We start from the raw sequence: 20,868 nt of genomic DNA on the forward strand, positions 1-20,868 counted from the left end.
GATAATATCAAATAACCAACGATATATAATAAAAAACCTAGGAATCCTCAACTTCAATAAGTTGAGGTAGTTCAATAATATACTGTTAAAGTAGGTTTCAAGTCAACCGAAACTTACGGAACCACTACATTAACTAAAAAAATCAAAATAATTAAATAATCAATTATCATAGGATAATTGATTTATTTTTTTATTAGAATATATGAGCAATTGAACCCATAAATACCACTATACCCACTATCCAGCAATAGAAAGCAAAGATATCCAAACTTTTATTTTTAATTAAGTCCAACATCCATCTTATAGCCATATAACCTGCAATAATTGATGCGATGAAACCTAAAACTACAGGTAAAAAGTTTGCATCCAATGCAGTGCCTATATCTTTTGCCTGAAGGAGGAATGCACCAAGAATAGCTGGAATAGATAGTATAAAACTGAATTTAGCTGCGAATTCTTTATCCAAACCTATTGTTAAACCTGCAGCAATGGTAGTACCTGAACGTGAAAGCCCTGGCAATATCGCACATGCCTGACCTAAACCCATCCAAATTGCTTCTTTTTTGGAGATATTATTCATATCAATATGTCCGCTGGCCATTCTTTGAGACAGATAAAGAATTGTACCAGTTACAAACAGGAAAAATGCTGGAACATATAAAGCTCCTGCAAAAATACTGTCAACTGCATCTTCAAACAACAAACCAACGATACCAACAGGAATTGTTCCTAAAATTACATACCAAGCAAGCCTTTTGTAGGGGTCTGAATAAAAACCTTCCTGGAATCTGCCCTGAATAAGATCCTGAATACTTAATATCCATGACCTAATCATTTTTATAATATCCCATCTGAAAAACCATACTACAGCTATCAATGTTCCCAAATGAAGAAAAGTGTCGAAAGCAAGATCTGCTTCAACACCTAAAAGATTCTGAACAAAAACTAAATGCGCTGAACTACTTACCGGCAGGAATTCAGTTAAACCCTGAACTATACCAATAATAATTCCCTGAAGTATATCCATGAATTACACCAGTTTAGATATAGGTTAACCATCCGTATTTGTCTTCGACTTTAGCTTCTACAATGTCAAAGAATGTAGATTGTATTTTTTCAGCTATAGGGCCTCTTTTACCGATTCCGATAGTTCTGTGATCAATGGAACGGATAGGAGTTACTTCAGCAGCAGTTCCGGTGAAGAATACTTCATCAGCGGAATATAATCTTTCTCTTGAAATAATTTCTTCAACAACCTCATATCCTAAATCACGAGCTACAGTCATGATTGAATCTCTTGTAATACCTTTAAGGTTTGAAGAGGACATTGCAGGAGTGAATAATTTTTCTCCTTCAACAAGGAAAATGTTTTCTCCACTACCTTCAGAAACATGTCCGGCATAATCAAGCATGATAGCTTCATCATAACCATGTTCAAGAGCTTCAAGTTTTGCCAGCTGGGAGTTCATGTAGTTTGCTCCACATTTAGCGAGTGCTGGGAAAGTGTCAGGAGCAGGTTTTCTCCATGAGGATACTCCAATATCTACACCATTTGCCATTCCTTCTTCTCCTAAATAGGATCCCCATTCCCAAGCTGCAATTACTACATTTACAGGACAGTTTAATGGGTTTACACCAAGTTCTCCATAACCTCTAAATACGATTGGGCGTATGTAGCATCCGTCTAAATCGTTTACACGAACGGTTTCCAAAATTGCTTCTTCAATTTCTTCCTGAGTGAATGGAATATCAATTTTATAAATTTTAGCGGAATCAAATAAACGTTGTACATGCTCTTTTAAACGGAATACACCTACTCCATTTTCATTTTTATAAGCACGAATTCCTTCAAAAACACTTGTTCCGTAATGGACAACGTGAGAAAGTACATGAATGTTTGCATCTTTCCAGTCAACCATTTCACCATCTATCCAAATTTTACTTGCTGTATCATCCCATGCCATGATATCACTTTTCCAATATTTTTGTGATAAATAATATGTTTTTATTATATAATAATTTAACTAGTTAAAATTTAAAATAATAGAAAGATATAAATAATAGTAAAATCATAATATTGTTTGTTGGTTCCGTGGTCTAGTGGTATGATACCTCCCTTACAAGGAGGGGATCACGAGTTCGAGTCTCGTCGGAACCACTAACTTATTTTTTTAAAGTTTTTTATTTTACCTGACAATTTTATCTTTGAAAACATCAGTTTTTTATATATATTCAGCTATTTTCTAGGCCTCTTTTAGTCAATGAATTCTAAAAAAAATAGTAATTTGTGCAAGTATTTACTTGCAAATTTAATTGTATATACATTATTCATTTAAATAAATATCAGACTGATTAAAAATAATAAATAATAAAATTTAAATAGTTTTTTAATTAAATTTAATACTATCAAAAAAGGAGACTTAATTATGGTAGTTAAAATTGCTATTATTAAAAGTGGTAATATTGGTACTTCACCAGTAATTGACCTATTGTTAGACGAAAGAGCAGACAGACCAAATATCGATGTAAGAACATTTGGATCTGGTGCAAAAATGAACCCAGAACAAGTAGAAGACGTCGTACCAAAAATAGACGCTTTCGAACCTGACTTCGCAATTTTCATTAGCCCAAACCCAGGAGCACCTGGACCAGCTAAAGCAAGAGAATTATTATCTGAAAAAGATGTGCCTGCTATTATCATCGGTGACGCACCTGGTAAAGGTAAAAAAGACGAAATGGATGAACAAGGATTAGGTTACATCATCGTTATGTCTGACCCAATGATTGGTGCAAAAAGAGAATGGTTAGACCCAACTGAAATGGCTATCTTTAACGCTGACATCTTAAAAGTACTCGCAGAAACCGGTGCATTAAGATTAGTTCAAAAAACCATTGACGGTGTAATCGCTGCAGCAGACGCAGGTGAAGACATCGAATTACCAAAACTCATAATTACTGCAGAAAAAGCTGTAGAAGCAGCAGGATTCGCAAACCCATACGCAAAAGCAAAAGCTATTGCTGCATACGAAATGGCTGGAGCAGTCGCAAACTTAGACATGAAAGGTTGTTTCATGACCAAAGGTTTCGAAAACTTCATCCCATTAGTAGCTGCTGCACACGAAATGGCTGCATGTGCTGCTAAATTAGCACAAGAAGCAAGAGAAATCGAAAAATCCAACGATACAGTCTTAAGAACTCCTCACATGAAAGAAGGAAACCCAGGTTGTAAAGTTGATTTAATCTCTAAACCAGAATAAGTAGCATTCCGCTACTTTTCATTTTTTATTTTTTTTAACCAAAAACATCACTAAAAAAAAGACTTATTTTATACTTGAAATTTAAAAAAAAAGAAATAATAGCTGTTAAGCTATAAGACACCTTTTGTAGAAGGAATCTGATCGTGTTCAATTTTTATTGCTTCTTTTAAGGATTTTGCAAATGCCTTAAAAATAGCTTCAGCCTTGTGGTGATCGTTTATGCCCTCAACAGTGCCGTAGATATTTATTTTAGCACTGGATGCGAAAGATTCAAAAAAGTGAATGACAATATCGGAAGTCATGTCTCCAATTTTTTCATTTTTAAATTTAAGATCCATGTTGCAATAGCTGCGGCCACCTATGTCAATTGCTACTGTAGCAACAGATTCATCCATAGGAATTATGGCATGGGCCATTCTCTTAATTCCTTTCTTATCTCCGATTGCTTCACTAAAAGCTTCACCCAAAAGAATTCCGATGTCTTCAATTGTGTGGTGGTCATCAATTTCAATATCTCCAACTGCCTGAACATCCAAATCAATCATACTGTGCTTTGAAAAAGACTCCAACATGTGATTAAAAAAGTTTACACCGGTGGAAATGTTGTAATCTCCACTTCCATCCAAATTCATTTTTATATTTATATCGGTTTCCGAAGTTTTTCTTGAAACATTAGAAATTCTGGTCATAATCTTACCTGCATTTAAATTGATTTTACCTTCAAGGATTCACTCATCTTCACCAGGACGTAGTATTTTAATACAATTTGTAGGGCATTCCATTGCACATAGTGTACAAACATGGCAATATCTTAAATCCAATATATGTGCAACGTTAGTAATTTTCCAAATTTTAGCTGCTTTCGGACAAATCTCCTCACACTTACCACATGCTATACACTTATCTTCATCAACTAAAATTCTTAACATGAACTCACCTTTATAATTTTAATGTAGCTACTGACATAGCTTTAAATCCAATGTAAACATCCTTACCAATGCTGAGGTTCAGTTCCTTTTCAGCGGAAACTGTAATGTCAGAGCATAAAACTACTCCGCCAACATTAATCTTAACGCGAATTATCTCATCCTTAAGTTTCATTTCTATGATTTGGCCTTTTAGAATGTTACGAATACTTGATGTTTGCGGTTCCAACATTAAAAATATATTATCGTAACTGATCAGTGCCAGTATTTTGTCACCGATTTCATACTTACGGTTTAATGGAGCATTAATTTGGAAATCGTCCATTTTAATAGTCATCACGCCTTTGACACTATCGATGTCAATTATTTCTGCCTCAATTTCATTAACATCCTTATGCAGTTCCATAATTGCGTTAATCTTTTTACATTCCTTTAAAATAGAATATCCTTCTTCGGTAAGGGTGGTTCCACCTCCCCCACCTTTTCCACCTTTGGTAGTGTTTACAATTTTTACATTAAGTGTTGATTCTATCTTTTCAATGTAGTTTAAAGCTGTCCTATATGACACTCGGATGAACTTGGCCGCTTCAGTTAATGAACCTGTATCAAGAATAGACTCCAAAAGTTGGTATTTTTTGCTATCCAACAAAAATGAATTTCCGTCCACATTGATTTTATATTCAACACCTGCTTTAACATCAGCCATTATATAATCCCCCAACTATATAACTATAAGAAAAAATTTATTTTTTATAATTTAAATAACTTTTTAATTATTTATTTCTAAATTCAATTTTTTCAACAAAGTTTAGGAGTTTATTGACAAATTTAGACAGAGGACCTACTTTAGATGAGTATTCCCTTAAAGTGGCAATGTCATCTTTTGTGAAAAAGCGGACCAAAATCAATGCAAAGAAATAGACAATCATGCAGATTATTATTCCCGGGAATAAGAATAAGGTTGTTTTTGGAATGAAATAACCTGCAGCAGCCATAATAGCAGATGCAGCTAAAATCTTAATAATAGGCAGTACTGGAGCTTTTGTCTTGGTTAACTTAAACACAAAGTAAATGCACGGTACCATCATGACAAAACAGGCCAAAGTAGTTGCTAAAGCACCTCCATCAATACCCATATCCGGAACCAGCATCCAGCTGAAGATTCCTGTGATAACAGATCCCACAATCAGAATATACATTGGAATTCTAGGATTTCCAATTCCCTGAATTATACTGGTGGATATTGAAAATATGGAATAGAATGTCATTCCTATTGCCAATATGGCCAATGCGCCTGCACCGGCAACATAGGAAGGATCTTTGAAGTAAAGCAATCTCAAGGTAGGAACACTGAACAGTGCCAGACCGATACACATCGGAACCACGAAAAGCAACGCTATCTTATATGATTCTCCAACATATTTCTGAAGGGCATTAGTGTCATGCATCTTGAAGGCCTCGGATGAAGCGGGAAGGATTGTGGTTGCAACTGAAATGGAAATCATCAGAGGCAATCTTGAAATCGGGTCTGCAGCCGCAAAAAACCCAACATCCTCAAATGTCAAGAATTTACCCATTGCTATTGTACATATATTATAAATCAGCATTTCCGCAATGGCAGTGATGATTACCGGAATTGAGAACTTAACAAGTGTGAAAGCAAGGCTCAATTCATCACGACGAGTAAATACAAAATTTTCACTAGGTTTTGGGATGTATTTCGGCATGTAAACTTTAAATATATAAATTGCTGAGACAGCCGCAAGTGAATAACCTATAACAGTACCCCATAATGCTCCGACAGTTGAAAAACCAATTAAAACAAATGCAGTTGCACATAAAATCATACCCAGCTGTTCAACTGCACGAGTATATACGATATATTCCATCTTGTATACACCCTGAAATGCACCTCTAAAAGCACCAACAATGACGCTGAAAGGAGTAATCAGTCCTACAATCTGTAATGGAACTAAAGCCAGAGGTTTTCCAAGATAATCATAAGCAAGCCATGGAGCAACAACGAAAATCATCAGAATTCCCAAAAATATACCCAGAAATACCATGATTCTCAAGGCCGTATAAATTGTATGCCTGGCCATGTCATGCTCATCAACGGCTTCATATTCGGCAACATACTTAGCAATAGCCGGAGGAAGTCCGCCCGCAGCAAGGGTTTGAAAAATACCCTGGAAAGGCAATGTTATTCCCAAAATTCCATAAGCGGTAGGTCCTAATAAGGTAGCCATTAAAAAACGATAAATATAACCACCAATACGGAAAATAATGTTTCCGATAAAAATTATAAGACTTCCACGAACTATCTTACTTGCCATAGTATACCTTTAAAAAAATTGTTTATTATTAATTTAAATGATTTTAGTATTTAAATATACTTATTTAAGAAATTTTTAAATTCATTTAAAGTCCTATTTAATGACTCCATTCCATAATTATCCTTTTTGATATCATCTAATGAGTCATTAGACCAAAAAGAAGCTCCTAAATTTGATCCAAATGGCCCACCACTTACAGGAATGATACCATGTATCATGAAATATGTAATATTTTTTAGATGTGCAAAGTCCTGCCCGCCGGTTCTGTCTCCGCCCACAGCAATACTCATGCCGATTTTTCCGCGAAGCAAGTTATAGTCAATGGCTTCCAGAGCCCTTGTTCTATCCATAATAACTGACAGGTTACTGCTCACTCCGCCGCTTTGAACGGGAGTGGCCAGAATAATGCCGTCTGCACTTTGAAGGCCTGCGTAAACATCGGCCATATCATCATCAATTATGCATTTTTTGTTTTCAATACAGTAGTCGCAATGCATGCAGGGTTTTATATCCTTAGCCTGACAGGTAAACAGCTCTGTGTCAAAACCATCATCTTCAAGCTGGCCTAATGCGGTTTTCAAAACATATTCTGTTGTGTTATTTCTAGGGCTTGCACAAATACCAAAAACTTTCATGAAAAATAGTTTGTAAATCATTATTAAATAATTTTTTTAAGAATGAAAAGTTATAATTATTCATCACTATGAATATAACTTGAATAAAATAAAATACTTACAATAACAATTCCTATTATGGCAAAAATTAAAGTATACATTACCTGCACTTCCTTTGCATTCCTTTCAGATTTGTTTTAATATATGCATGTCAAACTTAATAACATTATCTTAATCGGAAGTTCTTAAAAATTTCCATACACCAACAATTTAACATTATATGATAAAATTTATAATAATAAAAATACAAAATTACTAAATGAGGATTTAACTATGAAAGTTGGTAAAGGTATTGTAAAAAAATATTCACGAGAATATAACAGAACATTGAAAAACGGGGCAAGGAAAAAGTATACTACCGAGCAAATTCAAATCACAGTACCTAAACATGAAGATATTTACCAAAATAAAGAGGAAGTTCTAATAATCCCTCAATCCGAAATTGAAAATTTTAAAAGTAGAGAGGAAGAGAATGAAGTGTTAAAAATAGCTAATTATTTGCATGTCGAGGAAGTGAAGGAATTGGAAAGACAACTAGAGGAAAATATTAATCCATCTACTTTAGAATTTGAAAAGGAAATTGAGAACTTAAAAGCTGAAATTGCTCAAAAAAATAGTGATTTAGCAGAAATGGAAAGTAAATTCAATACTTTACATCAAGATAATATCAATGATTTGAAAAATGAAAATAATCTGATTAAAGACAAACATTCAAAACTGATAATTGAAAACGAAAACCTGAAAACCAAGTTTGTCAACATCAAAACCGAAAACGAAAACCTGAAAACCAAATATTCAAGCATTAAAGAGGAAAACAAAAACCTCAAAACCAAATGCACAACCCTCAAAGAAGAACATTCCTCAATCAAGCAAAGTTATGATCAAGTAAGCAGCAAATATGATCAATTAAAACAGGAAAACCTCAACACAAAAACAAGTTATGCTGAAATATATGAACTCAACGAAGACTTGGAAAAGGATTATGACACTCTTCGCATTGAATACAATGATTTGGTTGACAAATACAACGCTTTAGAAGAAGAGCTATATAACATTAAAAATACAAAAAGCCACGATGAATATATAGCCAATAAAGTAAAAGAATTTATTTTAAAAAGTAGAAATTAAAGAGATTTGTAATCATCCTGAAATTCAGGATTCCATCTTTTTAATCCAGGAATAAACATTGCAGTGATGCCTGTTGCTTGAGTTTCAGCGAGTCTTGGATTTTTAGCCATCATTTCTTCTGTTTTTCTAACAATCATTTCACTTAAAGTTATATCAGGCTCTGTATACTCACCATCTTGAAAACAGTCTTTACAAAATTCCGGATTAAGGCTACCATCCTTATTAGTACCGTAATCTTCTTTTACAATTGGTCTTCCACATGAATTGCAAAATCCCATGATAAAAACTCCTTTTAAAAAAAATAAGAAAATAAATTAGAATGAATCTAATCTATTTTTTAACTTCGACATTTTCGTCTTCGTCCATTGCAAGTCTCATATTATCTGGATCTGGTGCGAAGTGTGCTAAGAAGTCTTGAGCAGCTCTTCTTACATCTCTTGAACCAATAATGTATCTTCCTGCAATAATAACATCTGCACCTTTTTCAATTGCTTCTTCAACATTATCTGGAGTGATTCCACCGGCTACAGCAACTAAACCGCCAGTGATTTCTTTGATGTTTTTGATATCTCCCCATGCGGTCATTCCGCCGACATCTCCACCATGTTCTTTAATCCAGGTTTCATAATCGACATTTCTGTGTAATAATACGATGTCTGGTTTTAAATCGTCAGGCAATTGGGTTAATTTTTCTTCGAAATGGTCAACATTCATCATGTCGAGAATTGAATAGATACCTTGTTTTTGAGTTTCATGAATTGCTTTCATGATTGATTCAATAGTACCTAAACCGGAAATAGCAATTGCATCTGCGGTTTCATCAGCTGACATTTTAACCTCTACACGGCCAACATCCAAGGTTTTTAAATCAGCAATGATGAATGCGTCAGGACGTAATTCTCTGATTTTTGAAATAATTCCAACACCGAATTTTTTAACGAGTGGAGTTCCAGCTTCAATGAGTACTCTTTCATTTTCAGGTAATTCATTGATGATTCTTTCCATTGCAGCTTCATTGTCTAAGTCAAGTGCAACTTGTAAATATGGTGGTGACCAAAGTTTTTTGACTTTGAATCCCATAATTGGGTGAGTTCCACGGTCTTTTTCAGCAAGTACTTTGTCAATTGATGGATAATCGCTCATTGCTCTTCTGATTGCTAATTTTGTAGCACCATAGTTGTACTGATAGATTTTTCTGTAATTTTTTGCAGAAGGATCAATAAATACACTTACATTTATTACAATATCCTCGACTATTTCTTTTGGAATGTAACCGTCTTCTACTGCATCAGCTACTGCTCTTGCAACAGCGGTTTGTGCAGGTCCAAAAATTTTACTTGCATCTTCTAAATCACCAACAGTTACTTTAGGAATGATTAAAGTAGCTGGTTTGGTCATTAAATTAGGTCTAATTACACTTGTTAAAGGAGTATGTCCTACAGATAAGTTTGATAAACCATTAGCGAAAGCTTGACCAACAGGTCCTTGTTTATCACCAATTAATAAATCAACATGTGCTAATTCAGGGCCATCTCCAATAAGAGCTTCTCCTATTTTATACATTGGGTCCATTAAATTTCCTCCATATAATACTATAAGTTTTATTTGTAATATAACTATTGGAAGTTAATCCTTTTTGAAATGTCCTTAGGTAAAGGTAATTTTCTGAAAGGTTTTCCTTCACATTTATCATTAATTTCAGCTATTAACTCTTCAACTGTCATTTCAACTTTTTCGCCAGTTTCACGAACTGTAACTTGGAATTTACCTGATTCCACTTCCTTATCACCAACGACGAATATGTATGGAATCCATTCTTTAGAAGCGTTTCTGATTTTCTTACCTACGCTTTCATCCCTGTCATCAATGTCCACACGGATATTTGCCGCATTGATTTTGTCATATAACTCATTTGCAAACTCTTCATGAGCATCACCGACAGTGAGAATTCTTGCTTGAATTGGGCTTAACCATGTTGGCAACATTGGAGAGCGTTCATTGATTTCAATAGCGGTCTTTTCAAGCATTGCACATAATACCCTTTCAATACTTCCGGTTGGTGAAGTGTGAAGGATTGTAGGATTGTGCTGTTCGCCGTCTTCTCCAAGGTATGTAATGTCAAATCTTTTACCACTTTCAACGTCTATTTGAACTGTTGGATTTTCGATTGGACGGCCTAAAGCGTCAATATTTGCCAAATCTATTTTGCAAACCCAGTAATGATGTCTTTCAGGTAAAATTTCTAAAAGGATAGGTTTATTGAATTTTCTTGCAATTTCATACATCCATTCCTCATTTTCGTCAAAGAAGTCTTGGGTAGCTCTGAAAATCACTTCAAAGTCCAAATTCAAATCCTTACCTGTTTGCATACACATGTCAGTTTGTTGGGAAAACTCATCTAAGGATGCAGGTACATCAGTACAGAATGAGTGGCAATCCGGCATGGTAAATGCCCTTAATCTTTTAAGACCGACAACTTCACCTTTTTTCTCATAACGGAAACTGTATCTGGTTAATTCAAAAATCTTAGCAGGCAGGTTTTTCCAGGTCAAGTATGAATCAGACATTAATCTGAAAGCACCGAAACAGGCTGCGAATCTAAGCATTAAATTCTTTTTGGTATCTGTTCTGTATTGCCTTTCTCCAAATTTATAAGCATGCTCATAAATTGCTTGATTGTCCAAATCATAGAAAATTGGAGTTTCAACAGGCATTGCGCCACGTTCGACAGTTAAGTCATAAACATAATCTGCAAGCAAATCTCTGATTAATTTTCCTTTTGGATACCAGCGGAGGTTTCCAACATCAGATGCAGGTTCATAGTCACAGATTTCCTTTTCCCTCATCAGTTTTACGTGAGGAGGTTCACCTTCATCGGATGCTCCGCATCCAAGCTCATAATCGACAAGTTGTTTGAAAGCTCTGTTTTCAAAGTTGAAATCATCGATTTGAGTAATCTTGTCCCCTTCAAGAATTTGCCATTTGGAAGGTTTTCTTTCAACTTTCACCTCATCCTTATCGGCAGTTATTGTTCTTGAAAGTTCACTTAAAGGGTGTCCTTTGCATGAAATTTCAAAGGCCTTATACCATCCGAAAGGTACTCTTTGAACATTTAAATTTTCAGCCAGCAATGCTTCTTCGGTATCTTTTAATATTTTAACAGCTACCTTTGGAGAACCTAATGAGGAAGATAAGTGAGCATATGGATATAATACGATATTTTCAGCTTTAACTTGATCATTGGTTTTTATGATTTCACTAACTAAATTCTTAACAATACCTTCTGGATTATTTTCATCTTCTTTCTCAACACTTGTAAATACTACTAAAGAATCATCAAAAGCCCCTTGATGTTTGGCTTCCTCTATTTCTTCGGCTACAGGTGTTTTATTCTTTACATTGTAATTTAAATAATCAGAATGAATTAATAAAATTCTCATTTAACCACCATATATTATGATATAAATTTTAGTTTTAATATTATATAAAAATAGCTAGTGTTTGAAAAAATATTATTGAAAATTTCAAAATTAAAAAAAACAATTAATTAATATAATATAACTACAATGTATTATTATGAGAATTATTTTAGCAGGGACCGGCAGCGCGGTTGGAAAAACAACAATCGCCACCGGAATAATGAAGGCATTAAGCGAAAAATATAATGTACAACCATTTAAAGTGGGACCAGATTACATAGACCCATCCTATCATACATTGGCAACCGGAAATACCTCCAGAAACCTGGATTCCTTTTTCATGCAAAAAGGACAGGTGAGAGATTCCTATCTGAAAGGTATGGAGGGAAAGGACATTGCAATCATTGAAGGTGTCAGAGGCCTTTATGAAGGAATCGATTCCATCAATGATATTGGAAGTACCGCTTCTGTTGCAAAATCTCTAAAAGCTCCAGTGATTTTAATTATAAATTCAAGAAGCCTTGTCAAAAGTGCAGCGGCGCTGGTTTTGGGTTTTAAAGCACTTGATCCTGAAGTAAATATTGCCGGAGTAATTCTGAACAAAGTTAAAAACAAGGCGCATTATGAAAAAACTAAAAGGTCAATTGAAGAGATAACAAAAACTGAAGTCATTGGCGGAATAATTCGTGACAATAATATTTCAATTGAACAAAGACACTTAGGCCTTGTTCCTGCTCGTGAAAGGGAAAACTCATTGAAATTCATTGATTTGTGGTCTGAAGTAATAAAAAATTCAATAGATTTGGACAGACTTGTTGAAATTGCAAAGACCGCACCTAAAATAACCTCAGACATCATTCCAATCTGGAATAAATTAAATAAGCAGCCAGTAAAAATCGGAGTAGCATACGATGAGGTATTTAACTTTTATTATAAGGAAAATATTGAATCCTTAGAAGCCAACAATGCTAAAATAGAATATTTCTCACCCTTAAACGATGAAGAGTTGCCTGATGTTGACGGATTATACATTGGTGGAGGATATCCGGAACTCTTTTCAAAAGAGCTTAGCGCAAATGAAGGGATGCTTTCACAAATAAAAACCTTCCACTTGGAAGACAGACCTATTTTTGCCGAATGCGGAGGCTTGATGTATCTTATGAACTCCATTCATGAAGATAAAATGGTTGACATATACCCATACAAGTCAATTCTTACAGACAGAGTTCAGGCATTGAAATACACAATAGCTGAAGTAACACAGGACAACATCATCTCCAAAAAAGGAGAAAAATTCAACGGCCATGAATTCCATTATTCCAAGGTTCTTGTTGATAAAAACAACATAAAACATGACCTTGCATTTAATATATTAAGAGGAAAAGGCTCATACAATCTGCAGGACGGATTTATGGAAAGAAATACCCTTGCAAGCTATGTCCATACACATGTGGCCGCTATGCCCAACTTTGGTGGAAACCTAGCCATATCCTCTTTGGAACTGGGCGGATAGGATGAATTTTAAAAAAATAGATTACTTCCAGCCGTTCATATTAGTGGTAGCAATTTTAGCCTTTCTTTTAATTGGATATGTCGGTTCATTTAACTACAGGTTTGAAAATCCGCTTAGTTTAGAAGTGATTTTGACAATTATTTTTGCATGCATTATTTTTACGGCCGGCGCACTGCTAGTCAAATTTAAAATTAACGTTTCTCAAACAAAGGACGTTAGTTTCCTATCTGAAAAGCTGCTTGTTGCATTGGTAATAATAGCTTTAGCGTTGCAGACACTTAATCTGGTGTTGATTGGAGGAATTCCATTATTCAACAGCGTTTTAAAATCAAATGCAACAACAAACATCTGGAGAATAGCTTATCCCCTGTTTTTAATAATGATGAATATTCTGCTTGCAAAATATTATGACAGAAAATACCTGTTATTGGTACTTTTGGGAGCCATTATTTTTGGCTTGAACGGATATAGAACCTCCGTTTTGGGAATACTTGGAAGTTCATTCATTACTCTTTATTATCTGGAAAAGATATCAAAAAAAGCAGGAATCATATTCATTGTGGCCATAGTTTTGGGAATAATGGTAATAGGTTATATAGCTTCACAGTCAATAGCAAATCAGAACTGGACGTTGAATCCGCTTGATCTGATATTCTACAGGGCCGCATTTACCCTTGAGGTGTTTGAAAAAATCATTCCGTTGGCAGCAACCACACACGGCCATGTCCTAAGCATGGTCTTTTCATCAGGAAGCCCAAGAACATTTATTGGAGAATACGTTTTAAAATACACAGTATGTCTGACATCAACACTGTTCGGACCTGTATATCTTGATTTCGGATTAATCGGCCTTACAATACAAATGCTGTTTATGGGAGTGTTTTTAGGTCTGATTCATAAGTTAAAAAAAGGAATTGGTGTTGGCATCTATTCTATGATTTTAACACACACATTGATTTGGATAGAAACCGGGCCAACAGACATCATGATTTGGTTTTTATACCTGATTGGATTAATTTTAATAATAATTAATATTAAGAATATTAATCTATACAAAGATTAATAAAATTAAAATTATTAATGAAACAAAGAACACGAATGTTCCTTTTATAATAAATTCGCTGCTTCTTTCGGTATATAATGACAAACCATAAGATAAAAGCAACGCTACAGCCATCTCAACCAATCCAACGATTCCTGCATCTATACCTAAAAGATTTCCAAACAGGTATGCAAGTGCGTAGGATATGATTACAACAAAAATAATCAATACGATAGGATTGTTGATTAACTTCAACAGGACCGGTTCATCATATGGGGCTCTAGGCTGATTGTAATTGTATAAGTCAGTCTGCACATTGCGCACCCTATTTAAACCTCCACCCCTGTTAAGGAAAGAGAATCTTGATTGCCTTTGAGGCTCATCGATTTGCCTGTACAGAGAACTCTTATAAACATTAGGGTTGGCATCCCTTCTGCTCATCAGATATTCCATATCGGAAGCATCATAATCGTATTCATATTCAGATTCCTCTTCAAGATATTGTGATGCACCACCATCGTAAGGGGTGTTATCCAAAGTGGTTTGGGAAGTTCTGTCCTGATATCTTCTGGCAAGTTCAGTCAAGTCGTCCCTGTCAACCAGTTTGATATTTTTTCTTAATGCATAATTTTTTGCTTGATTAGAGAAATAAGAAGAGGATACAATAGTTACTTTTGAAGCTTTAATGCTTTGTTGAACATCTTCCATTTCTTTTAAAACGTCCACCCCAATTTCAAAAGTTTTATCATAATTTTTACAGGCTACAACAACCCCAAAATCCCCAATTGTGGTTGGTAAAATCGCATAAATATCGATTACTTTCTGCGAGGTTTTGAAATTCTTGTAAACTTTGAAACCAGAGTCCTCCATTACTTTAGCTATAAAATTAATCAATTGTGGTTTTTCCAAGTTTCCACCCGCATGTGTTTTTTCAAATTAATATTATAATTTATAACTAAAATTATTATTAAACTTTGTTATCAATTCATCAAAACCTAAAATTATTTAAAAAAGGAATTGCCTTAATAAATATATGAAAGCGTTAATATGCAATGATGATGGAATAACCGCTTCTGGAATATTGGCTGCAAAAAAAGCAGTTGATGAAATATGTGATACTTATGTAGTTGCTCCTGAAACCCAACAAAGTGGAATAGGACATGCATTAACATTATATGAACCATTAAGAGTAAATGAACACATATTGAGAGATGGAAGTAAAGGTTACGGAGTCGGGGGAACACCAACAGATGCAGTAACAATAGGATTATTCCAAATTTTAGATGAAAAACCTGATTTGATGATTTCCGGGATAAATACAGGATACAACATAGGAAAAGCGGAACTGACAACATCCGGAACACTTGGTGCTGCACTTGAAGCTGCAAGCTTTGGAATTCCAACAATAGCCATTTCTCTTGAAGTGACTAAGGATTACATCAAGTTTGAAAACGGAGAAAACGAAATCGATTTTGATTTTGCCGGAAAAATGCTTAAAAAATTAAGTAAGATTGTTTTGAAAAAAGGCTTGCCTGAAGGAATTGACCTTCTGAATGTCAATATCCCCGAAGAGCCAGTAGATGAAGAGTTTGAAGTTGTAAAACTTGGAAAAAGAATGTATGTTCCGGTTATCGACAAACGTCTGGATCCCCGTGAAAAACCTTATTATTGGATTGGTGGCGATCCGTATGAAGAAGATGAACCCGGAAGTGATGGATATGAATTGCGAAAAGCCCACAAAACCACAGTAACTCCCTTAAAAATAGATTTAACCGCTGATATGGGCTTGCTTAAAGAATGGCTTAAATAAAAGATTTATAAATTTAAATCTTTCAATATTTTATCCCTTTCTTCATACAGTTCCTTTAAAATCTTTTCGTCAGTACAACCGTCTCTTTTCAATTGAGCTATTGTGCGAGTAATAGCTTCTAAATTACTTTCTAATTGATTTATTGCCATAGTATATATTATAAATCTTAAACTATATAAAGTTGGAACATCAATATTAAAATAGTATAAATTCAAGGATTTGAAAAAATGAGTTTTGATAAAGATAATGTAAACAAACTTTTTGCACAATTTAAAAATAAGTATGTTAGTGTTGATTTGAGGGATAACAATCAAGCTGAAGGAAAAATAATAGCTATTGATAATTATCTAAACCTTGTCCTTGAAAATGAAAACGGATTACAAACTATTAAAGGTGGAAATGTAGTTTTTGTCAGTTTAAAAGAAGATAAGAAATAGAATGTTAAATATTTACTTTAACACCCAATATTTCTTTTTCACCATTATAAACATCCATCGCTATTTGGGCTGCACCGATAGCTCCAGACTCTTTTGAAATTACTTTAAAATCATATCTGTTTTTGAAATATCTGTTAATTTCATTTTCAAAGTTAAACGGTTCGGTTGCACTGCCAATTGAACCTGTCAGGACAATACCTTCAATTTCATTTTCACAAACAACAGCCAAACCTGCAATTTCCATAGCAACAGTCATGATTAACGTATCTATAGCCAATTTTGCCTTTTCATCACCTTTAGCATAATTTTCCAAAAGCTGATCTTTCATATTGGCTACCTTACCGTCAATTTCAGCAACCTTTATTGCACCAGCATGTGAAAAACAGGCATTTGCAGAAACATTCCTTTCATCGATGTCTCTTAACATTTTCAAGTCCAGAGGTCCATGTACAACACCCATAGCACCTACACAGGCATCCATTGCCCCTCTGATTTTTCCATCCTCTATTAAAATGTCCACGCTATTAGAGGAAATATCTGCTACGATAAAATTGGACCAGTTTGTTTCCTTAAATGCATTGTAGGAAATGCTTATTTTTTCAGGACTAGCCTGGTGAGAATAAGCGGCTCTAAACATTTCATCTAAAGATGTGGAATCCTTGTGAAGGCCAGGAATCATTATTGTATCAATATCCAGCTGTTCCAATTCAGAAAATACGGATGTACCTCCACCTGTAACCTTGCCGGCGCCTGCAATAGATAAGATACCTCTGTTTTCAACTTTATCTATTGGTAAAATTTCACTTATTCCATCGCCCATGGCATAGGTAATGGCCATCATTTTGACTGAATTAAAATCAACACGTTTTTCAAGTTCTTCTGTAGCAGAAACAAGGCCTTTTTTACTTTCCTCCCTTCCGATTTTAAAAACATCAATAACTTCACCGTCATCAGACATTATGCAAAAAGAGATTCCAGTAGTTCCATGGTCCATTCCAATAAAAACCATATCCATCACAAAAAAAATAGTAAAATAAAAAAAAGAGAAAAAAAGACTTAATCGTCTTTTTGTAATCCACAAGCTTTTCTAAGTCTTTCACCAACAATTTCAATGTCTTTTTGACCTTCAGCAGCTCTCATTTCTTTTAAGTTAGCTCCGTCAGTGGCATTTTCATCTGCCCATTGTTTTTTGAAGGTTCCATCTTGGATTTCTTTTAAAACTGCTTTCATACCGTCTTTAGCTTCTTGAGTAATAATTCTATTTCCTCTAGTTAAACCACCATATTCAGCGGTGTTACTTACATCGGTCCACATTCCAGCAAAACCTTTTTCGTAAATTAAATCTACGATAAGTTTTACTTCGTGGCAGGTTTCAAAGTAAGCAATTTCAGGTTGGTATCCTGCTTCAACTAAAGTAGTGAATCCTGCATTGATTAATTCAGTGATACCTCCACATAAAACTGTTTGTTCACCAAATAAGTCAGTTTCAGTTTCTTCTTGGAAAGTAGTTTCCAAAACACCAGCTTTGGTTAAACCACATGCTTTTGCCATACCTAATGCGAGTTGTAATGCGTCACCGGTTGCGTCTTGTTCGACTGCAACTAAACCAGGAATACCGAATCCTTCTTCGTAGGTTCTTCTTACCATAGACCCAGGTCCTTTTGGTGCAAACATTACAATGTTTACGTCTTCATCAGGTTTGATTAAACCGAAGTGGATGTTGTAACCGTGAGAGAATGAAAGAGTGTTTCCAGCTTCAACATATGGTGCAATCTGTTCATTGTATACTTTTTCTTGGATTTCATCAGGGAGTAAAATGTGAATAATATCAGCTTCTTTTGCTGCATCTTCAATAGTTTTTACTGTCATTCCATCTTCTTGAACTAAGTTCCAAGAACTACCATTTTCTCTTACACCAACAATAACGTTAGCTCCACTGTCAGCCATATTTCTAGATTGTGCTCTTCCTTGTGAACCATAACCGATTACAGCAATGGTTTTTCCTTCAAGAGCATCTGTATTTACATCATCGTCGTAATACATTTTCATAATAATCACTCATAAAAATTAATGATATAATAAAATATCAAATAATAATTATGATTTTCTACATTAATAAAAGTAACTTAAAATCTCAATCATTATATAGTTCAAATGTTAAAAATATATTATATAGAAGAGATTAATATGAAAAGCAAATTATTAAAAGTATTATTTTTTACTTTAATTTTATTTTTATGTGTTGGAATAGTATCCGCAGAAGACAACAACACGGCAAATGACAACATTAAAGACATAATAGACAATTGTGATGATGGAGTCGTCAAACTTGATGAAAAAACATACCATATAAATCCTGAAAGCGAAACACACATCACACTAAACAGATCTATTACTATTGAAGGAACTGGTGAAACCGTAATTGACGGTAAGAATACAACACTGTATCTTGACGTTTTTGAAGAAAACAAAAGCAGTGATGATGAGATTATAATCATTAGTCCAATAGATTTGTTTGTTAAAAACAAAGGCAGCAACATTGTCTTCAAAAATATTACATTTAAGGATTTGAACCTCATTAGTCGCCATGAAATGGAATTTATAGACTGTAAATTTATTAAAACAAATTATACAAGCAAGGAATTAAACAATACATTTGTCAATTGCATCTTTAATGAATCAGAAGTTAAATTATCAGTATATGACTTCGCATACAAATATGGTGCAAAAATAATTAATTGTACTCTTTACAATGCACAAATCAGTTCACTGACATACCTTTTAACAGAACTTGTTGGAAGCGACAGAATATTCATTTCAAATAGCATGGAAATAAGAAATTTAAAAGCTTTTAATTCAGATATCCTATTAAATCATTATAATATTAATGTAACAGATTCCCTATTCGATAATTCATCTCTTAGAGGTTCATCAGATAAAATCGATGTTTTCAACAGTTCATTTAGCAAGTTCAATCCAACAATATATTACAGTGATGTCAATTTCGAAAATGCAACCTTTAATAATTCTAACATCAAATTTATCGCAGGATATTATGCCAAAGGCTGTGAGGTATTTTTAAAAGACAGTATTTTAAACAAAACCACCCTTGCATTTAATCCAAACTTTTATTCCGGCAGGTCCAAATTAATAATTAAAAATTCAACAGCCGGAGATTGTGAAATAAAATCTAGCGAAACAGACATTGAAATTCACAACTCAAAATTCAACAAATCAACTATTGAACTATTCTTTTCAAACATATATTTGAATAATTCATTATTCTACAACAATGGCCCCATAAAAGATACATTTAAAACCAAAACATATATAGAACAGATTACCCATGATCATGGAGACATTATAATTTATAACGAAACCTATCCAGTGAAAACCAATTATACCGCCATAAATTCATACTTCATAAACGCCAGCGGATTATACAAAATCGACAGCGAAAACATAAACGTTAATACCCTCTTTAATTTAACCTATGACAAACATGCCCTCTACTGCATTAACGACACTATAATCTTCAGACTAACTGACCATGATGGAAATCCAATTTCAAATAAGTTATTATATGTTGAAAATCCAAATGACCACAATATTGGCCTAATTACAGATAAAAACGGGAAAGCCTTTTACACAATAGAAAACAAGGGTGAATTGAATCTTAAAATTTATTACGATTTTGGATTTATTTACTATGGTAGAATAATGCTTCTAGAAGTTAATTTGACAGTGCATTCAATAGACATTAAAATGATAAAAGATTTTAAAAACAACAGATTTTCAAATATCAAAAGTTCACTAAAAATAAAACTGATAAATTACACCAATCTAGATATATCAAAACAGAAAGTGATTTTTAAGATATATACTGGTAAAAACTATAAAACATACCCTAAAACAACCGATTCAAACGGTTCAGTACTATTTAAAATACCTGCAAAACTTGATGCGGGAGTTCATAAAATTCAAGTAATATTCAACAATAAAATAATGAAAACAACATCAATTAAAATTAACAAAGCTAAAACCATTGTTAAAGCTCCAAAAATAACAAACAAATTTAAAAAATCAAATTATTTCAAAGTAACCGTCAAAAATAAAGAGACTAAAAAAATGCTTTCAAACGTTAAAGTTAAAGTTAAAATTTACACCGGAAAAAAATACAAAACATATACCGTTAAGACAAACAAGAAAGGAATAGCCAAAATCAATACAAAGAACTTAAAAATAGGCAAACATAAAGTGATTATTTCATCAGGAAATAAAAACTACTCCATTTCAGGAAAAAGCTTAATAAAAATAAAAAAATAG

At 33.9% G+C, this 20,868-nt stretch carries 21 protein-coding genes and 1 tRNA gene; 8 read left to right on the plus strand and 14 right to left on the minus strand.

Annotated features, from left to right (window positions below; all coding sequences use genetic code 11):
• Window positions 1-193: 193 nt before the first annotated feature.
• Both ACKI2P_RS08230 and ACKI2P_RS08235 read right to left on the minus strand, forming a co-directional pair.
• Window positions 194-1,027: an undecaprenyl-diphosphate phosphatase gene (locus tag ACKI2P_RS08230; protein WP_407376724.1), complete on the minus strand. Its 834-nt coding sequence runs from the start codon at window positions 1,025-1,027 to the stop codon at window positions 194-196.
• 13 nt (window positions 1,028-1,040) lie between these two features.
• A complete protein-coding gene (locus ACKI2P_RS08235; RefSeq protein WP_407376725.1) occupies window positions 1,041-1,964 on the minus strand; it encodes a branched-chain amino acid transaminase in 924 nt (307 codons plus the stop codon).
• A gap of 122 nt (window positions 1,965-2,086) precedes the next feature.
• Here ACKI2P_RS08235 and ACKI2P_RS08240 point away from each other — a divergent pair.
• Both ACKI2P_RS08240 and ACKI2P_RS08245 read left to right on the plus strand, forming a co-directional pair.
• Window positions 2,087-2,158 (plus strand) — tRNA-Val (locus tag ACKI2P_RS08240).
• A 268-nt stretch (window positions 2,159-2,426) separates the two neighbouring features.
• On the plus strand, window positions 2,427-3,257 hold the full coding sequence (locus tag ACKI2P_RS08245) for a F420-dependent methylenetetrahydromethanopterin dehydrogenase (RefSeq protein ID WP_295600058.1): 831 nt from the start codon (window positions 2,427-2,429) through the stop codon (window positions 3,255-3,257).
• Window positions 3,258-3,367: 110 nt separating this feature from the next.
• On the opposite strand, the gene hisB is transcribed toward ACKI2P_RS08245, so the two are convergent.
• The 5 genes from hisB to ACKI2P_RS08270 all read right to left on the minus strand — a co-directional run bounded on the left by hisB (window position 3,368) and on the right by ACKI2P_RS08270 (window position 7,154).
• Window positions 3,368-3,946 carry an imidazoleglycerol-phosphate dehydratase HisB gene (hisB, locus tag ACKI2P_RS08250; RefSeq protein ID WP_407376727.1) on the minus strand — a complete coding sequence of 193 codons (579 nt, stop codon included), beginning with the start codon at window positions 3,944-3,946 and terminating at the stop codon, window positions 3,368-3,370.
• Window positions 3,947-3,985: 39 nt separating this feature from the next.
• Window positions 3,986-4,186 (minus strand): 4Fe-4S binding protein, encoded by a 201-nt coding sequence (locus ACKI2P_RS08255; RefSeq protein ID WP_407376729.1) that lies wholly within the window; start codon window positions 4,184-4,186, stop codon window positions 3,986-3,988.
• A 10-nt stretch (window positions 4,187-4,196) separates the two neighbouring features.
• Entirely contained in the window at window positions 4,197-4,889 is a 693-nt protein-coding gene (locus ACKI2P_RS08260) for a TOBE domain-containing protein (protein WP_407376731.1), read from the minus strand.
• A 67-nt stretch (window positions 4,890-4,956) separates the two neighbouring features.
• A complete protein-coding gene (locus tag ACKI2P_RS08265) occupies window positions 4,957-6,519 on the minus strand; it encodes an oligosaccharide flippase family protein (protein WP_407376733.1) in 1,563 nt (520 codons plus the stop codon).
• A gap of 50 nt (window positions 6,520-6,569) precedes the next feature.
• Complete coding sequence (locus tag ACKI2P_RS08270) at window positions 6,570-7,154, minus strand: flavodoxin family protein (RefSeq protein WP_407376735.1); 585 nt, start codon at window positions 7,152-7,154, stop codon at window positions 6,570-6,572.
• A 312-nt stretch (window positions 7,155-7,466) separates the two neighbouring features.
• Here ACKI2P_RS08270 and ACKI2P_RS08275 point away from each other — a divergent pair, with 312 nt between their 5' ends.
• Window positions 7,467-8,321: a phosphoserine phosphatase gene (locus tag ACKI2P_RS08275; protein ID WP_407376737.1), complete on the plus strand. Its 855-nt coding sequence runs from the start codon at window positions 7,467-7,469 to the stop codon at window positions 8,319-8,321.
• On the opposite strand, the gene ACKI2P_RS08280 is transcribed toward ACKI2P_RS08275, so the two are convergent.
• The 3 genes from ACKI2P_RS08280 to ACKI2P_RS08290 are packed head-to-tail and all read right to left on the minus strand — an operon-like array spanning window position 8,318 to window position 11,761.
• Window positions 8,318-8,599, minus strand: a complete 282-nt coding sequence (locus ACKI2P_RS08280; RefSeq protein WP_407376739.1) for a zinc ribbon domain-containing protein — start codon at window positions 8,597-8,599, stop codon at window positions 8,318-8,320. The two genes, ACKI2P_RS08275 and ACKI2P_RS08280, sit on opposite strands and share 4 nt — an antisense overlap.
• Window positions 8,600-8,651: 52 nt before the next feature.
• Window positions 8,652-9,884 (minus strand): bifunctional 5,6,7,8-tetrahydromethanopterin hydro-lyase/3-hexulose-6-phosphate synthase, encoded by a 1,233-nt coding sequence (locus ACKI2P_RS08285; RefSeq protein WP_407376782.1) that lies wholly within the window; start codon window positions 9,882-9,884, stop codon window positions 8,652-8,654.
• A gap of 53 nt (window positions 9,885-9,937) precedes the next feature.
• The gene (locus tag ACKI2P_RS08290; protein WP_407376740.1) at window positions 9,938-11,761 is read right to left on the minus strand and encodes a threonine--tRNA ligase; all 1,824 of its coding nucleotides are present in this window, start codon (window positions 11,759-11,761) and stop codon (window positions 9,938-9,940) included.
• Window positions 11,762-11,897: 136 nt separating this feature from the next.
• Here ACKI2P_RS08290 and cfbB point away from each other — a divergent pair, with 136 nt between their 5' ends.
• Both cfbB and ACKI2P_RS08300 read left to right on the plus strand, forming a co-directional pair.
• Window positions 11,898-13,253 carry a Ni-sirohydrochlorin a,c-diamide synthase gene (gene cfbB / locus ACKI2P_RS08295; RefSeq protein ID WP_407376742.1) on the plus strand — a complete coding sequence of 452 codons (1,356 nt, stop codon included), beginning with the start codon at window positions 11,898-11,900 and terminating at the stop codon, window positions 13,251-13,253.
• Window position 13,254: 1 nt separating this feature from the next.
• On the plus strand, window positions 13,255-14,316 hold the full coding sequence (locus ACKI2P_RS08300) for an oligosaccharide repeat unit polymerase family protein (protein ID WP_407376744.1): 1,062 nt from the start codon (window positions 13,255-13,257) through the stop codon (window positions 14,314-14,316).
• On the opposite strand, the gene ACKI2P_RS08305 is transcribed toward ACKI2P_RS08300, so the two are convergent.
• Window positions 14,302-15,204 (minus strand): restriction endonuclease, encoded by a 903-nt coding sequence (locus tag ACKI2P_RS08305; RefSeq protein ID WP_407376746.1) that lies wholly within the window; start codon window positions 15,202-15,204, stop codon window positions 14,302-14,304. The genes ACKI2P_RS08300 and ACKI2P_RS08305 overlap by 15 nt on opposite strands.
• Before the next feature lie 124 nt (window positions 15,205-15,328).
• Between ACKI2P_RS08305 and surE the strand changes: the two genes are divergently transcribed.
• Window positions 15,329-16,105, plus strand: coding sequence for a 5'/3'-nucleotidase SurE (gene surE / locus ACKI2P_RS08310; protein WP_407376748.1), 777 nt, complete (start codon window positions 15,329-15,331; stop codon window positions 16,103-16,105).
• A gap of 5 nt (window positions 16,106-16,110) precedes the next feature.
• Here surE and ACKI2P_RS08315 read toward each other — a convergent pair whose 3' ends face one another.
• The gene (locus ACKI2P_RS08315) at window positions 16,111-16,254 is read right to left on the minus strand and encodes a hypothetical protein (protein ID WP_407376750.1); all 144 of its coding nucleotides are present in this window, start codon (window positions 16,252-16,254) and stop codon (window positions 16,111-16,113) included.
• Between the two features lie 78 nt (window positions 16,255-16,332).
• Between ACKI2P_RS08315 and ACKI2P_RS08320 the strand changes: the two genes are divergently transcribed.
• Entirely contained in the window at window positions 16,333-16,542 is a 210-nt protein-coding gene (locus ACKI2P_RS08320) for an LSM domain-containing protein (protein WP_407376752.1), read from the plus strand.
• Between the two features lie 4 nt (window positions 16,543-16,546).
• Here the strand turns inward: ACKI2P_RS08320 and ACKI2P_RS08325 are convergent, their stop codons facing one another.
• Both ACKI2P_RS08325 and ilvC read right to left on the minus strand, forming a co-directional pair.
• Entirely contained in the window at window positions 16,547-17,551 is a 1,005-nt protein-coding gene (locus tag ACKI2P_RS08325; RefSeq protein WP_407376754.1) for a methanogenesis marker 12 protein, read from the minus strand.
• A gap of 47 nt (window positions 17,552-17,598) precedes the next feature.
• Complete coding sequence (gene ilvC, locus ACKI2P_RS08330; protein WP_407376756.1) at window positions 17,599-18,591, minus strand: ketol-acid reductoisomerase; 993 nt, start codon at window positions 18,589-18,591, stop codon at window positions 17,599-17,601.
• A 138-nt stretch (window positions 18,592-18,729) separates the two neighbouring features.
• On the opposite strand from ilvC, the gene ACKI2P_RS08335 reads away from it, so the two are divergent.
• Window positions 18,730-20,868 carry a collagen binding domain-containing protein gene (locus ACKI2P_RS08335; RefSeq protein ID WP_407376757.1) on the plus strand — a complete coding sequence of 713 codons (2,139 nt, stop codon included), beginning with the start codon at window positions 18,730-18,732 and terminating at the stop codon, window positions 20,866-20,868.

It is taken from the genome of Methanobrevibacter sp., from assembly GCF_045541095.1.
In the GTDB taxonomy this organism is placed as follows: Archaea; Methanobacteriota; Methanobacteria; order Methanobacteriales; family Methanobacteriaceae; genus Methanocatella.

Excerpts from the sequence above, each read along its gene's own strand:
- ACKI2P_RS08230 (WP_407376724.1), bottom strand. The coding sequence starts at position 1,027 with ATGGATATACTTCAGGGAATTATTATTGGTATAGTTCAGGGTTTAACT.
- ACKI2P_RS08235 (WP_407376725.1), bottom strand. The coding sequence starts at position 1,964 with ATGGCATGGGATGATACAGCAAGTAAAATTTGGATAGATGGTGAAATG.
- ACKI2P_RS08245 (WP_295600058.1), top strand. The coding sequence starts at position 2,427 with ATGGTAGTTAAAATTGCTATTATTAAAAGTGGTAATATTGGTACTTCA.
- hisB (WP_407376727.1), bottom strand. The coding sequence starts at position 3,946 with ATGACCAGAATTTCTAATGTTTCAAGAAAAACTTCGGAAACCGATATA.
- ACKI2P_RS08255 (WP_407376729.1), bottom strand. The coding sequence starts at position 4,186 with ATGTTAAGAATTTTAGTTGATGAAGATAAGTGTATAGCATGTGGTAAG.
- ACKI2P_RS08260 (WP_407376731.1), bottom strand. The coding sequence starts at position 4,889 with ATGGCTGATGTTAAAGCAGGTGTTGAATATAAAATCAATGTGGACGGA.
- ACKI2P_RS08265 (WP_407376733.1), bottom strand. The coding sequence starts at position 6,519 with ATGGCAAGTAAGATAGTTCGTGGAAGTCTTATAATTTTTATCGGAAAC.
- ACKI2P_RS08270 (WP_407376735.1), bottom strand. The coding sequence starts at position 7,154 with ATGAAAGTTTTTGGTATTTGTGCAAGCCCTAGAAATAACACAACAGAA.
- ACKI2P_RS08275 (WP_407376737.1), top strand. The coding sequence starts at position 7,467 with ATGAAAGTTGGTAAAGGTATTGTAAAAAAATATTCACGAGAATATAAC.
- ACKI2P_RS08280 (WP_407376739.1), bottom strand. The coding sequence starts at position 8,599 with ATGGGATTTTGCAATTCATGTGGAAGACCAATTGTAAAAGAAGATTAC.
- ACKI2P_RS08285 (WP_407376782.1), bottom strand. The coding sequence starts at position 9,884 with ATGTATAAAATAGGAGAAGCTCTTATTGGAGATGGCCCTGAATTAGCA.
- ACKI2P_RS08290 (WP_407376740.1), bottom strand. The coding sequence starts at position 11,761 with ATGAGAATTTTATTAATTCATTCTGATTATTTAAATTACAATGTAAAG.
- cfbB (WP_407376742.1), top strand. The coding sequence starts at position 11,898 with ATGAGAATTATTTTAGCAGGGACCGGCAGCGCGGTTGGAAAAACAACA.
- ACKI2P_RS08300 (WP_407376744.1), top strand. The coding sequence starts at position 13,255 with ATGAATTTTAAAAAAATAGATTACTTCCAGCCGTTCATATTAGTGGTA.
- surE (WP_407376748.1), top strand. The coding sequence starts at position 15,329 with ATGAAAGCGTTAATATGCAATGATGATGGAATAACCGCTTCTGGAATA.
- ACKI2P_RS08315 (WP_407376750.1), bottom strand. The coding sequence starts at position 16,254 with ATGGCAATAAATCAATTAGAAAGTAATTTAGAAGCTATTACTCGCACA.
- ACKI2P_RS08320 (WP_407376752.1), top strand. The coding sequence starts at position 16,333 with ATGAGTTTTGATAAAGATAATGTAAACAAACTTTTTGCACAATTTAAA.
- ACKI2P_RS08325 (WP_407376754.1), bottom strand. The coding sequence starts at position 17,551 with ATGGTTTTTATTGGAATGGACCATGGAACTACTGGAATCTCTTTTTGC.
- ilvC (WP_407376756.1), bottom strand. The coding sequence starts at position 18,591 with ATGAAAATGTATTACGACGATGATGTAAATACAGATGCTCTTGAAGGA.
- ACKI2P_RS08335 (WP_407376757.1), top strand. The coding sequence starts at position 18,730 with ATGAAAAGCAAATTATTAAAAGTATTATTTTTTACTTTAATTTTATTT.